Annotated in this window: 11 protein-coding genes; 5 read left to right on the forward strand and 6 right to left on the reverse strand. The window is 41.7% G+C overall.

Going from position 1 to position 13,421, the window contains the following annotated elements; genetic code table 11:
• The first annotated feature begins 26 nt into the window (after nt 1–26).
• From K5L93_RS10685 to K5L93_RS10695, 3 genes are read left to right on the forward strand one after another with little or no spacing between them, the layout of a single operon-like run.
• On the forward strand, nt 27–431 hold the full coding sequence (locus K5L93_RS10685) for a sugar 3,4-ketoisomerase (protein WP_220719831.1): 405 nt from the start codon (nt 27–29) through the stop codon (nt 429–431).
• Between the two features lie 37 nt (nt 432–468).
• Nucleotides 469–1,575, forward strand: a complete 1,107-nt coding sequence (locus K5L93_RS10690) for a DegT/DnrJ/EryC1/StrS family aminotransferase (RefSeq protein WP_220719832.1) — start codon at nt 469–471, stop codon at nt 1,573–1,575.
• Between the two features lie 42 nt (nt 1,576–1,617).
• Nucleotides 1,618–2,544 carry a glycosyltransferase gene (locus K5L93_RS10695; RefSeq protein WP_220719833.1) on the forward strand — a complete coding sequence of 309 codons (927 nt, stop codon included), beginning with the start codon at nt 1,618–1,620 and terminating at the stop codon, nt 2,542–2,544.
• Here K5L93_RS10695 and K5L93_RS10700 read toward each other — a convergent pair whose 3' ends face one another.
• From K5L93_RS10700 to K5L93_RS10715, 4 genes are read right to left on the reverse strand one after another with little or no spacing between them, the layout of a single operon-like run.
• Nucleotides 2,545–3,354 carry a hypothetical protein gene (locus tag K5L93_RS10700; RefSeq protein WP_220719834.1) on the reverse strand — a complete coding sequence of 270 codons (810 nt, stop codon included), beginning with the start codon at nt 3,352–3,354 and terminating at the stop codon, nt 2,545–2,547. It lies immediately after the preceding gene.
• A gap of 28 nt (nt 3,355–3,382) precedes the next feature.
• Entirely contained in the window at nt 3,383–4,207 is an 825-nt protein-coding gene (locus K5L93_RS10705; protein WP_220719835.1) for a glycosyltransferase, read from the reverse strand.
• Nucleotides 4,204–5,109 (reverse strand): glycosyltransferase family 2 protein, encoded by a 906-nt coding sequence (locus K5L93_RS10710; RefSeq protein WP_220719836.1) that lies wholly within the window; start codon nt 5,107–5,109, stop codon nt 4,204–4,206. The genes K5L93_RS10705 and K5L93_RS10710 overlap by 4 nt, the downstream gene beginning before the upstream one ends.
• Before the next feature lie 60 nt (nt 5,110–5,169).
• Nucleotides 5,170–6,951, reverse strand: a complete 1,782-nt coding sequence (locus K5L93_RS10715) for a bifunctional glycosyltransferase family 4 protein/polysaccharide deacetylase (protein ID WP_220719837.1) — start codon at nt 6,949–6,951, stop codon at nt 5,170–5,172.
• A gap of 131 nt (nt 6,952–7,082) precedes the next feature.
• Here K5L93_RS10715 and K5L93_RS10720 point away from each other — a divergent pair, with 131 nt between their 5' ends.
• Both K5L93_RS10720 and K5L93_RS10725 read left to right on the forward strand, forming a co-directional pair.
• Complete coding sequence (locus K5L93_RS10720) at nt 7,083–10,250, forward strand: ABC transporter substrate binding protein (protein ID WP_220719838.1); 3,168 nt, start codon at nt 7,083–7,085, stop codon at nt 10,248–10,250.
• A 110-nt stretch (nt 10,251–10,360) separates the two neighbouring features.
• Entirely contained in the window at nt 10,361–11,053 is a 693-nt protein-coding gene (locus K5L93_RS10725) for a class I SAM-dependent methyltransferase (RefSeq protein WP_373869983.1), read from the forward strand.
• 688 nt (nt 11,054–11,741) lie between these two features.
• Here the strand turns inward: K5L93_RS10725 and K5L93_RS10730 are convergent.
• Together K5L93_RS10730 and fabV are read right to left on the reverse strand one after the other, a co-directional pair.
• Complete coding sequence (locus K5L93_RS10730) at nt 11,742–12,149, reverse strand: GNAT family N-acetyltransferase (RefSeq protein ID WP_220719839.1); 408 nt, start codon at nt 12,147–12,149, stop codon at nt 11,742–11,744.
• Nucleotides 12,146–13,339: an enoyl-ACP reductase FabV gene (gene fabV, locus K5L93_RS10735; RefSeq protein WP_220719840.1), complete on the reverse strand. Its 1,194-nt coding sequence runs from the start codon at nt 13,337–13,339 to the stop codon at nt 12,146–12,148. Before fabV ends, K5L93_RS10730 begins: the two co-directional genes overlap by 4 nt.
• Nucleotides 13,340–13,421: the final 82 nt, after the last annotated feature.

Here is a 13,421-nt window from a genome sequence, read left to right on the forward strand (position 1 = left end):
AATTACTTAAAAGCAGAGCACTAACATTGAGCTTAATAAAAGTACTAAATTTTAAACCTTTAGGCGATGAACGTGGAGATTTAGTTGCTCTAGAGGAACTTGTCGATATTCCTTTTGTTATGAAGCGAGTTTATTACGTGTTTCGCACGGAGCGAGGAGTATCTCGAGGGTTTCACGCGCATAGAAATCTCAAGCAAGTGGCCGTTTGTGTTACGGGTAGCTGTGAGTTCGTGCTTGATGACGGAGAAAACCGAGAAACAATTACTTTAGATAGTTCGACAAAAGGTATTTTGATTGAAGGCATCGTTTGGCGTGAAATGCATAACTTTTCTGATGACTGTGTCTTAATGGTCATTGCTAGCGAACATTATGATGAAGCTGACTACATCCGTAGTTACGATGATTTTTTAGAGATAGTTAACGCAGGCTAAAGTTTTGCCTGTTGATTGCAAAATAATGGTGATTTAAGTGGTTGATTTTTTAAACTTGCAGACTGTGAATGCTCAATACGCTGAACAGTTAAAACAGGCTTGTGCAAGAGTTATTGATTCCGGCTGGTATTTGCAAGGTAATGAACTCGTTGATTTTGAGAATGCGTTTGCTAATTATTGTGGCTGTAAGCACGCTGTTGGTGTTGCAAATGGTTTAGACGCTCTAACTTTAGTGCTAAGAGCTTGGATCGAAATGGGCTGGCTGAAAGAAGGGGACGAAGTAATAGTGCCAGCTAACACTTATATTGCCTCGGTGTTGGCTATCACAGAAAGTCGTCTTACTCCTGTTTTTGTTGAACCAGACCCTCTCACTTTTAACTTATCACTAGAAAATGTATCAGAAGCCATTACTCCTCGTAGCAAGGTAATTATGGCTGTTCATTTGTACGGCCAGTTAGCTCCAATGCCAGAGCTGGTAACATTAGCCAAACAACATGATCTTTTAGTGTTAGAAGATTCTGCTCAAGCTCATGGCGCTATGGTCGATGACAAAAAAGCTGGTGCTTGGGGGGATGCTAGTGGGTTTAGCTTTTATCCTGGTAAAAACTTGGGAGCATTGGGTGATGGTGGCGCTGTTACTACTAATAATGATGAGTTAGCCAATGTATTGAGGGCGCTACGAAACTATGGCTCCCATCAAAAGTACCTGAATAAATATAAAGGAATGAATAGTCGCTTAGATGAAATACAAGCAGCAATGTTAAGTGTTAAGTTGGCTCATCTTGACGATGAAATTGCAGCTAGGCGCAGTGTAGCAAGTTACTATCGTGAGCATATAGAAAACCCATTGGTCACCTTACCTGTTTGTGATGATGAGTCCTCGCATGTGTGGCATTTATTTGTGATTCGTTGCGATAATAGGGAGCGGTTACAGGCTCACTTAGCGAGCAAAGGGGTTCAAAGTTTGATTCATTACCCAACTCCTCCTCATCAACAAGATGCTTATGCGGAGTTTAATCACCTGTCTTTTCCTTTAACCGAATCTATTCATCAGCAGGTGTTGTCGTTACCAATGGGAGCAACTCTATCTCGAGACGATTTGAAATTGGTAGTAAATGCAGTAAACAGCTTTTCTTTAATTTAAGAATAAGTGCATCTCTTTTTTATTCGGTAGGTTATATCAGCTTTGGAAAAACGAATTAAAAAAATATCAATTATTACATTAACTTATAATAATTGGCGTTTACTTGAACAGGCATTTTTATCATTGAGTACTCAAGAGTTACCGAAAGGTGTCTTTATAGAGTACTTTGTTGTAGATGATGGCAGTATCGACTTTAATGTCAATGCTATTGAGACTATGGCAGAACAGTATGGCATCGATAAAAAGTATACATTTAGTATCAAACAAAATTCTGAGAATATAGGTACTGTGGCAAGCTTTAATCGGGCAATAAAAAGCAGTAATGGTGATCTCATCATTCCACTGGCTGGTGACGATAGTCTTGCTAACGATACGGTGATAAAAGATATTACTAACTACTTTGATTTTAATGATGCACTCTTACTAACGGGCCTCCGGATTCCTGTTGTTGATGGTGTGCCGTATAAAGAAAAAGTGATGCCAGAATGTAAATATCATTATATGTTTGAGCAAAGCAACCAAGCTTCACTTTATAAGCAGTTGTGTTTAAAAAATAATATTATTTCAGGTGCGTCGACTTATTATCACCGTGATGTATTTAATATTGTTGGAATGTTTGATGAATCGTATCGATTAATGGAAGATTTCCCGTTTTATGTAAGCTCGATTTCTAAAGGAATTAAAATACATTTACTCAAAAAGCCTACACTTCTGTATAGTACTCATGGCCTTAGCAATCAGAGCACCGTCAACCCTTTACTTCAGAAAGATCATGTTCGACTGATGAAAAACATAATAAGCCAGCGTGACTTTAGTTATTATGAACTAAGATGTTTATATTTCAATGAGGTGCTCGATAGCTTTGAACGTAAGTCTCTGTTTAATATGATTAAATATATAGATTGCTTACTACTTAGGAGGTATGGATCCCTAAAAAAATCGATAATAAAAAGAGTCGTCTCTAAATAGTTATTTATATTTTTTATGAGAAGAGGAAAATGACTCTAAACGTTTACGTAAACTGTAAATAATACTTCTATTAAATAAAGTGTTTAGCCAACTTATGTTGGTGATGATAAGCTTGGTACAAGTACTTCTTATATACTTGTTGCTTAGAGCCTTAGCGTACTTATTTAATAATTCTTTTTTGCTCACTTCAAAACTTTTATTAATGTTCCCACCACTATTATGTAGTAAATGGAAGTCAATTACATAAGATCTTAAGCCTAATATTTCAGCAATAATACACATGTCTGTTCCGTATAGGTGAAAACCTGATAGGTCTTTAGAAATAGATAGTGCGGATTCTTTTTTTACAATTATAAAATTTTCATCCAAGCTTTTAACTTGTGCAGGGAAGTTTCCAACATTAATATTTTCACCATGCGGATCGCTAATACGCATGGCATAGTGTTTAAAGTCAATATATCCAGCATTACCGCACAAGCCCCAATTGGGATCTATTTGGTCTAGCTCTCTCAATTCGCTTTCAAGTTTTTCTTTATCATCAAAGTTTAAAAGAATATCTTGGTGACAAAGAATAATGTAATTAGCATCGGAGTGAGTAAGAAACTTCCTAATTGCTTGATAGGCATCTAATTTATTACTTTTACTATTATCAGCATAAATGAATTGCGTATTTTCTTCAGAAAAGCCAACCGATGCAAAAGACTTTAACATGCCCTGGTATTCGGAGAGGTCGGTAACTAGGGTGCATACTGCAAATTGGTAGTTATGCTTAATTTGGTCAATTTCTTTAGCGTTCACTGGATTACTCATGACATATTCTGTAGGCAATTATTTAGGTTTAATCTAGGTACTTATCTATGCCATTTTCACAATAGTATAGTTTTTTGGCGGTGTTTTCTTTGATAATTCGAAGATTGATATTAACGTCGGCACGCCGCTCTTGGTGGTGTAAATGATAAACAGGAATCACAAATTTTACGCTTTTCTCATGAATGCCTTTGCCGTTAAAGCGCCAACCAAGATCGTCATCTTCCCCGCCAACACCAGGTAAGTCTTCGTTGTAACCATTTATTTTCAGCATGTCTTTTCTAGCTACGGACCAGTTGCAGCCAACAATGGTTAAATATTTTGCTTGCTGTCTTTTGTGTAATAACTTAGAGCGAAAGCCTATTTCATAGTTTTTGGTGTGGTCAAATAGAAGCGGAATACCTAACAAGGTATAAATCAAACGATTCTCTAATAGCGAGAGTAGTTGAGGCTTTTTTCTTAGCCAAGCAGAGACTACAGGCCCTAAATGCACTCGCCTTCCTGTGCATACTCTGTTTTTCTCGCGCTGCAAAAGGTGCTCTTCTACGTAGTGGCTATGAGGTAGGCAGTCACCGTCTAAAAACATAAGGTAATCGCTTTTGGCTGCTGCTATCGCCCTGTTGACTGCTTTGGTTTTACGAAAGCCAATATCTTCTTGGCTTAAATGCTGAATTGGAAAATTAAAGCCTTGTTGGCTTAGGTAATTCTGCACAGCTTCACTTTCACAATCTTCAGCAATTATCACTTCAAATTGCTTTTCTGTTTGTTGGCTTAAAGCGTATAAAATGGCATTTAAAGCCTCAACGTCTTTATAGATTGAAATAATCACACTTGCTTTGGGTGAAGAATGACTCATTGGTTACCTTGCTTATATCTTAGTGACTGGTTTTTGGGACAGCCTTTTAATAAGAATTTTAGAAGTGGCCTTCTGTTAGGTTTTGTTATGGCTCGTTTGCACTCTTTCAATAAGTATACACTTTTGATTATGCTTCTTGAGTAAACTGGGTAGTGTTTGCGCAGTAATCGCCAAAATGAAATGTAAAACTCTTTTTCAATCGCGAGATCTCGTTCGGTGCTTCCACCACCTAAATGAATCACTTTGGCGTTATTTAATAGGTAGATGGGTTTGTTTTTTTTGTGCAAACGAATCGCAAAATCTTCTTCTTCACAGTATAGGAAGTACTCAGTATCGTAACCACCTAGCTGTTCAAAATCGCTACGCCTAAAAAACATGGTAGCCCCGCTAACAACCGGTACCGCAATTGGATGTTGGTAATGCGTTTTACGTTTGGGGTAGTTAGCGGGCTTAAATATTCTTAGTAACGAGGCACCAAGTAGCTTATTGGCAACAGTGGGGATGTATTCAAATGAAGCTGTACGCTGGTTTTCTTCGCTATAAATTGTGGGGCTGCATAATGCGGTGTCTGGGTGTTGTTCCATGAACAGAAACATTGCATCTAAGCTGCCTGGAAGAACGCGTGTATCATTGTTTAGAAAAAAAATATATTGCCCCTGACAGTAAGCAAAGCCAGACATATTCCCGCCTGAAAAACCTAGGTTAAACTCATTTTTCACTAACTTGGCCCAAGGATAAGCGCCAATATTTGATTCTAGGTTTTGTAAGTCGTCATTGCGGGAGGCATTGTCTACAACAATGGCTTCAAATGATACTGTTGGCTTACTGTCTGTAATCGATTTTAAGCAATCAAGAGTGTGTGCGCTTGAGTTGTAATTGATCATTACAATCGAAATGTTCATACAGTTAGCCTAAATTTAGAAAAGGGATTTTAAGAGAAATAGCTATGGAATTCATTTGCATTAGCGTTTTATACACTTTTTATAAGTATAGTCCCCTTTGATTTTCCGCCACAATCCAAACTTGGTGGTGCTGGGGAACATTACAATTCGGCGAATTTGTTGTAGATCTTGGTGCATGCCGATTGGCCCTGAATCAGTAGCTACTGTAAAAGTATAGCCAGCTTGCTTGGCCAGCTGTTTGGTTTGTTGATTGTGATTTCCGTAAGGGTAAGCAAAGGTGGTTAGCTCTCTGCCCAATAGGTTTTCTAGCTCAGCTTTGTTTTGTTCGATCTCTTTTTGCTGCTCATTTTCATCTAGCTCTGCCAGTTTTGGGTGGTTGAGTGTATGTCCACCGATTTCAACATAGCCACTTTGATCAATGTCGCGCATAGTTTGATGGCTCATTAGCTCAAAACGTTGGTCTGGTTTAGTGGGGTGCTGAACATCCCAGCGGTTGTGATCGGTGCCTGTTACTGCGTAAATAACCGCTTTGAACTGATATTTTTTCAGCAGTGGTAATAACAAGTCGAAGTTATCCTGGTAACCATCGTCAAAGGTGAGAATAATGTAGCGCTTACCATGATTAAAGCGATGCTCTAAACCGATGCTGGCTAATTCACTAAACGTGATGGGAGTTAAACCCATGCGTTTAATGGTTTGAAAATGTTCTTCTAAACGCGCAACGGTAACGTAGGTGCCATAGGCTCCACTTTGGCTATCATCTTGGGTAACTCGGTGATACATGATGATAGGTACTTCACGTTGTTTGGTATAAACGTAAGCGCTTTGGTAGGTCTGTAAAAGCTTTTGGCAAACCGCATCTAGGTCGTATTCGGCTTTTATTGCGTTGATTAATTGCTCGCTTACTTGATGTTGTTCGTTAAAGCTTGCCAATTGCTTTGCTAGTTGTGGGTAATCTATGTCTAACTCTGTTTTTCCGTCATCGGCAACGTCGCCAAAGTTACTAGCAAGGGCTGCGGGCAGGTTTTCTGTAGTTATGAAGCCGAGTGCTTTGGCTTCACCCACTGCAAATACCGGCTTTTTACATAATAACGCTTCCATGGCCACTCGACCCGCACCAATAATGAGATCTGCTTGGGCAATGGTAGAGCGAATGTTGTCGCTGTATCCGCAAAATTCCACCTTATCTTCAAACTCAACAAAGCGAGTATCTACTTTGCTGCCGCTAATGATTTGTACTTGGTTGGTGTCTAAATCAATGCACTGTTTGAGTAATTGATAAACTAACTCGCCTTTGGGGCCGGTTAATCGACCAATGATTTGGATGACAGGTTTACTGTTGTTGGCGGCAGGCAGTGGAAAGAACTGTTGGCTATCAACGCCATTGCGAATCACGCTTACTTGCTCGCTGGGCACGCCTAGGTCACGAATAATTTGCTGGGCGATGTTTTCACATACTGCAACAGCGTGATAACCCAGTGCGTGAAACTTTTTGCGCGAGCGGTGCACTGGTTGGCGACCGTGCACACTGGTCACCATTGGCGTATTGGTTAGTTTGCAGGCGATATAAGAAGACCATCCAGAAGCACGGCTATGTGCATGTACCAGTTGAATTTTATATCGAAGAATTAAGTAGATAAGATACAATACGTGCCATACTCTGCGAGGCAGGCTACGTTTGTTAAAGCGCAAGCGAAAGTGCTTGCCTTGATGTGGGCAGCTTAAGGTATCTGATACATAACATACTTGATGACCTCGTTGAGTGAGTCGATCGCCAACTTGGGTGGCGTAGACTTCGGCTCCAGTCACTTCGAGTTGTGATAGAGCCATCAAAATATTCATAAATATGATAGACCTTGCTGCAATTTGGTAACATATTCTACAGAAGTGACTTGGCTACGCCTAGTGATAGTATCAAGGTCTATAAAGGCTTAATAATTGAGAACAAATGTGAAGGGTGGCCGTTTATTATTGTGAGTAATTCATTAATAAGAGTCTGTTCACTGATTAAAGTGTTAAAGCCAATCTTACCGCTCATTTTGTTAAGCTTGGCGATGGTCTCGTTAAAGGCCGAAGCGCGTACTGCTCGGGTACTAATGCTTAACTCTTATCCTGCCGGTTTACAATGGGATGCTAGCTTCGATAGAGGACTGCGCCAACAAGTCGGTAATCGCTCGGTGTGGTTGTATAATCACCGAATACAGCCAAGCCCTTCGCAAGATCCAAGTTATCGTTTAGCCCAATTCGATTTGCTCAATGAGATCATTCTTTATTACCAATTTGATTTAGTGGTGACTGTGGGCGAGCAAGCCTTACACACTGCTTTAGCCCTGCAAGATGAAGCGATACTTCAAGCGCCAATTGTGGCTGCTGGTGCTGATTTATCAGCTTATATGGGACCTAGAGAACGGCGTATAACGGGCATTCATGAGCAGCTACCAATGCGTGAAAATCTGCTGTTGATCCGTCAGTTGATCCCTGATTTGGAAGCTATTCACCTATTGGCAGGCGATAGTCTATCTAGCAAGGGTATTGTGAAAGAGTTTGTGCAGCTGGCCGAGCAATTTGCGATTCCTTATACCCTATGGCAAGAGCAAGATTATGAAGAAGTAAAAGCAAAGACCTCGCTGTTAAGTGCCAAGCAAGCCGTATTGTTAGGAGCGTTGCAACAATCACAAATTGGCAATACTCAGCTCACAGAGCAAGCTATTCAGTCTCTATCTATGGTATCACGAGCACCTATTTATAGTTTATGGGAGCATGCAATCGGTAATGGTGCTGTGGGTGGTTTTGTTAGCTTACCTCAGCCTCTTGGACAGGCGATCGGTGACACCGTGTTGCAAGTGTTACAAGGCACCGATGTGCGTGACATTGCTATTAGTGCTCGTGGTCCTCAAACCTATTTATTTGATAACAAGCAGCTAGTCCGTTGGAAAGTACCGCGCGCTAACTTGGCAGAAAATAGTCGTTTTCTTAACCAGCAAGCTTATAAAACGCTGCCGCAGCGTTATCAAGGGGCATTGTTGGTTGGCATTACTTTCTTGCTGGCGAGTTTGCTTTTGTATGCCCAGTGGCGAGCATTAACCCGAACCAAGCTAGAACTGTTTGAACAGGGTGAGCAGTTAGACTCGGTATTTGTGTTTACCGAGCAAGCCAGCGCATTGTTAGATGAGAATGGTCATGTAAAACTGTTAAATCAAGCCTTAATGGATTTGCTTGGCGAGCGAGCTAATTACATTATTGGTAATTCTTTGCTTGATAGTGATATGTGGCAACATCAAGAACCTGTAAAACAGCAATTGAGAGATGCTATCGCGAAAAGTTTAGCCGGCGAAAAAGTTAGATTTCAGGCTGAATTAAACCTTAATGGTCGTAAGGTACTTTATGATTTTGCGCTAAGTCCACAAAGTGCTACCAAGGGGATTGTTGAACAAGTATTGTTGGAGCTGCGGGACTTAGAGTTAATTCAGCTAGAGCATCGTCAGCTTAAACAAAGCGAACAACACTATCGTTTGTTGTTTGAACAAAGCCCAGCCCTATTGATGCTAGTGAATCGTTTAGGGGTAATTGTTTGCTGTAATCAAGTAGCGGCTAAACATCTTGGTATGGATAAAAAACAGCTTGAGTTGTCTCAGCTGCGTAGTTTGTATGCCGAGCAATTACAGCAGATGTCCTTGTTAGAGTATCTCCAAGGCATTGGCAGTAGCAAAGTTACCCGACAAATTGCCTATAAAACGGGTGACAATCAGCAACTTTGGTTTAAAGAATCTTTTGTTCGGATGGCCGAAGAAGACTTGTACATGTTGGTATGTGAGGACATTACAGCCACGCGTAATTTAGCTGAAGAATTAGATTTTTATGCCAATTTTGACTTGCTCACAGGCATCTATAATCGAGGGTTTTTTGAGCGACGATTAGAATTGTTGCTTAATTCTTCGCAGTCTGGTGAGCAGCTGCACGCCTTGCTCTTTATCGATTTAGCCCAATTTAAAGTAATTAACGATACCTTTGGTCATGGTTCGGGTGATCAGGCCTTGAAGCAGGTCGCCGGAGTATTGGAACAAATGATCCCAGAGTCTGCCGTAGTGGCACGTTTGGGCAGTGATGAGTTTGCCATTTTGCTTGAAGATAGCTCGCAACAGGGCTGCTTAGATTTTGCTAACTTGGTGATTGACCGACTAAATGATACTCACTACGTCCGTGATGAACGAATGTTCAGCTTTGGTTGTAGTATCGGCGTAACCCTATTCCAGCAGCAACAGGGCTCTTCACAAGAGGTATTGGCACAAGCTGATAACGCATGTTTCACAGCTAAATCTTTAGGCCGTAGCCGCGTTTATTTATATCAAATGGACGATCAGATGTTGCTTGAGCGCCAAGGGCAGATGGAATGGGTAACCCGTATCCAAAAAGCGCTGCGTGAAGAACGATTCTTACTATACGCGCAAGCTATTGTGCCGGTTAAACCGAGTGAGAGTGATTACCTTCACTACGAAGTACTATTAAGAATGATCGACGAAGAAGGCCGAGTTGTGCCTCCTGGGGCGTTTCTACCCGCGGCAGAAAACTACAACCTTGCCGATCAAATTGACCGAGTTGTAATTCAAAAAACATTGCAGTGGTTATCTGAAAATCCCGGGCATTTAACTCGTCTTAACATGTGTTCGATGAATCTGTCTGGGCAATCGCTAGGTAGCTCAGAGTTTGTTGCGTGGTTATTGCAAACGCTGGAAGATAGTGCGCTACCAATGAATAAGCTCTGTTTTGAGACAACCGAAACCGTGGCTATTGCGAACTTGGATGTTGCCACCGAGTTCTTTAATAAAGTGCGTAAATTGGGTTGTAAAATTGCACTTGATGATTTTGGTTCGGGTTTATCCTCTTTCGGCTATTTGAAAAACTTGCCGATCGATTACCTCAAAATCGACGGTATTTTCATTCGTGACTTAGCAAGCGATCAGATGGATGCCGCGATTGTAAGAAGCATTAATCAGATGTCCCATGTGATGGGTAAGAAGACCATTGCTGAGTTTGTTGAGAACGAAGCCATTAACAAGGTTTTGGCTGATATTGGTGTTGATTATGCTCAGGGGTATCACTTTGGCAAGCCGGTTCCTATTGAGATGCTGGTTTTGAACTAAGTATTATTTGTTACACTTGTTTTATTTCTATTTGGAGCCCCGCCTTGGATAGCCTGCAGCCGCGCTTATATTGTGAGCCAACCGCCGACAATGACTATGCCAATAAGCTAATAGAGCGTTTCGCCATGCAGCGCTGTGAACAGTTGCCTGAAACTGGTTTTTGTTTGGTGCTTGATGGTGAGAGTTTAGCCTTGCGCTACTGTGATGAGGCTAAATTGGGCGACGTTAAAGTCGATTTTCTAGCCGGGCGGGTTGCCCACCGTCGTCAATATGGTGGTGCGGAAGCGGTGAGTAAAGCGGTTGGCGTAAAAAAAGGTCAGCGCCCCAGTGTTATAGATGGCACGGCGGGTTTAGGCCGAGATGCTTTTGTATTGGCTAATCTTGGCTGTGAGGTCACCATGTTAGAGCGCTCCCCTTGGGTGGCAGCCTTACTTGATGACGGATTGCGGCGTGCCAGAGCAGACGCCGACATTGGCTCTTGGGTTACAGAGCGAATGCGCTTGATATACGCAAGCAGTATTGATGATCTAGCTCATCAACAATTACAGGCCGACGTGGTTTATTTAGACCCCATGTATCCTCACCGGAAAAAATCTGCACAAGTAAAAAAAGAAATGCGAGTTTTTCAGCTACTGGTAGGCGCAGACTTAGATGCAGACTTGTTGTTGGAGCAAGCATTGAAAGTTGCAAAAAAACGGGTAGTGGTTAAAAGACCAAATTATGCAGAACCTCTAGCAGGTAAAGTTGCCCATAATCATTTAAGTACTAAAACTCACCGCTTCGATATTTATTCCCTTATTTAAGTCATGCTTTGTTAGTTACCCTGTAACTATCTTGGGGCGACCACGCTGTCACCCCAAGATAATCGGTTTATCTGTTGATATTGCTCAACTTTCTTAAGGAATTCGAAGCTGTTTTTAACTGAATATAATTGATTGTTTAGGTTAATTATTTTTAAAAAACAGGGGCTTATCATTGCTTAGAGGTAAATGATTCGATTCCTTGATCTAGATCACGGATGCATCTAATTTAAGTGAGCTTGATCTAGTTTCTTGTGATTGACTGGGAAAATGCTTGCATCAAGAAAACGCTATCATTACTCTATTTCCATCGTTCCAAGGATTGGCGCGATATCGAAAGAAATAAGATCTGACCTTTGTTGACCGACAGAAAAATTGGAGAAGCCATTGCTTCTCCTTTTTTTTCGCCTGCAATTTGTAGGGAGGTTGTTACTAGGGTCTGTTGATCTTTGCTGATGGTTTTTGCAGCAATTTATTAGCCATTTAGACAAGGCAATGAGTGTGCAGTTAAGTGGGCTTAATAATCACTCGCTAACGCTGAGTAAATGGCTAAGAAATGCTGCCCGAAGGGTTCGGATAAGCAAACTTTACTCTTTGTTAAGCCCTTCTAGCCCACTAGGCTTCTAAGTGCTCGCCGCGATTAAAGCCCGCTTATCTCGAACAAAATTTCAACACCAAAGATCAACAGACCCTAAAGCGCTTTCGCCATTTTTACGTACGCAACACCGTGTTTATCAAAGGCTTCGCTAGTTACCAAAAAGCCTAAACCTTGATAAAAACCTATAGCGCTGCAACGTGCGTCAAACCAAAAACTGGTTAATGGTTTACCCGCTTGTTGCTCAACCAAGTAGTTGAGCATTTCGCTCCCGTAACCTTTCCCTTGGTGCTCGGGCAAACAGGCAAATTTACGCAGCCGAATCTCGTTTCCACTAGTAAATAACGAAGCCACCATGATGAGTTGGCCATTAAGGTAAGCACCATAGTGCTCACCTGTGTCATCTTCAGGTACTCGACAAAAAGCTAAATCATGGCTTGGCCATAGTACTTGTTGGCGAATTACTAGGGTTTGTTCAGCGCTAATTGTGTGAATGTCTATCATGGTTTGAGCTTGCTTAAAGCTTCTACATCGCAAGCTTGCTGATAGTCTACCCCAGCTACTGCAAAGCCATTTAGTCGTAAAAACGCTGTTTTGTAACCGTCAAAATCGGTGGTTTGCTTGAAGTTATCTGCTGTAATCGTAGGGTAACGTAAGTCTATTTGCTGTTGCACCTGTGGACTTAGCTCTAGGTCGTCAATACGTAGTTGATTTAACGTGTCTAAATGAACTTGACCATCTTGTGGGTAGAGGTGTTGGCTAAATAGCCGATAAGCCTGCTCAATGCATTCTTCGTGGCTGCCTTGCTCTTTCATTACTTTGTACAGTAAAGCTATGTAGGGCGACATTACTGGGATATAGACACTGGCTTTCGTTACCAAGGCTTTACATACACAAGCGTAGGCATGGCCGCTTACCTGCGTTTGTAGCTGTTTATCCAGCTCTTGTGCAGTGACATGTAGGTGCTGTTTAGCTCGGCCAATGGTGCCATCGCGATAAATTGCCGCGGTGCGTTCTGGTCCTACGTAGGAATAAGCAATGGTATTGCAGCCTTGGGCTAGTACACCGGCTTGTTGCAGTGCATCTATCCAGTTTCGCCACTCATCGCCGCCCATGACTTTAGTGGTGGCTTCCACTTCTGCGGCATTGGCCAATTCTACAGTTTGTGGTTCTAGCTGTTCGGTTTCTAGGTTAATGCTTAAGCCATGTAGTGGCGCGTCGGTGGTTTTTAGTACTGATTGCCATTGGCCAGATTCGGTTTTGCGCTTACCCGTAGCCAAACTGTAAATCACCAAATCTACTTTGCCGCCAAACTCTTGCTTAATGTACTCAATAACTTGGCTGCGCATAGCCGGATCAAAAGCATCGCCAATGAAGTTTTTGGCGATTAAACCCTGTTCCTCGGCAAGCTCTCTACAATAGATATTATTGTACCAGCCGGCACTGCCTAAGCCTTTTTCATTAGGGCCGCGCTCGAAGGATACGCCAATGGTATCGGCTCCTCCTGCTAAGGCTAAACTCAAGCGAGAGGCTAAACCAAAGCCAGAAGACGCTCCCAAAATTAGCACTTTTTTGGCGCCGTTTATTGGCGCTTGTTGCTGTATATATTCTGCTTGTTGTTGCAGATAGGCTTTACAACCTGACGGATGACAATTGCGAGCGATATTGCCAGTGAGTTGTGGAGAAATAAGCATGGTCGACTCCATGAAAAAGTAATGCAACAAGTGTAATGGATGACTTAAACCAGTAAGTTACACCATATCAAGCTAACGCTCG

Source organism: Agarivorans litoreus, from assembly GCF_019649015.1.
GTDB lineage: Bacteria > Pseudomonadota > Gammaproteobacteria > Enterobacterales > Celerinatantimonadaceae > Agarivorans > Agarivorans litoreus.

Coding starts and splice junctions, on each gene's coding strand:
- fabV (WP_220719840.1), bottom strand. CDS start 13,339: ATGCTTATTTCTCCACAACTCACTGGCAATATCGCTCGCAATTGTCAT.
- K5L93_RS10715 (WP_220719837.1), bottom strand. CDS start 6,951: ATGAATATTTTGATGGCTCTATCACAACTCGAAGTGACTGGAGCCGAA.
- K5L93_RS10700 (WP_220719834.1), bottom strand. CDS start 3,354: ATGAGTAATCCAGTGAACGCTAAAGAAATTGACCAAATTAAGCATAAC.
- K5L93_RS10730 (WP_220719839.1), bottom strand. CDS start 12,149: ATGATAGACATTCACACAATTAGCGCTGAACAAACCCTAGTAATTCGC.
- K5L93_RS10705 (WP_220719835.1), bottom strand. CDS start 4,207: ATGAGTCATTCTTCACCCAAAGCAAGTGTGATTATTTCAATCTATAAA.
- K5L93_RS10710 (WP_220719836.1), bottom strand. CDS start 5,109: ATGAACATTTCGATTGTAATGATCAATTACAACTCAAGCGCACACACT.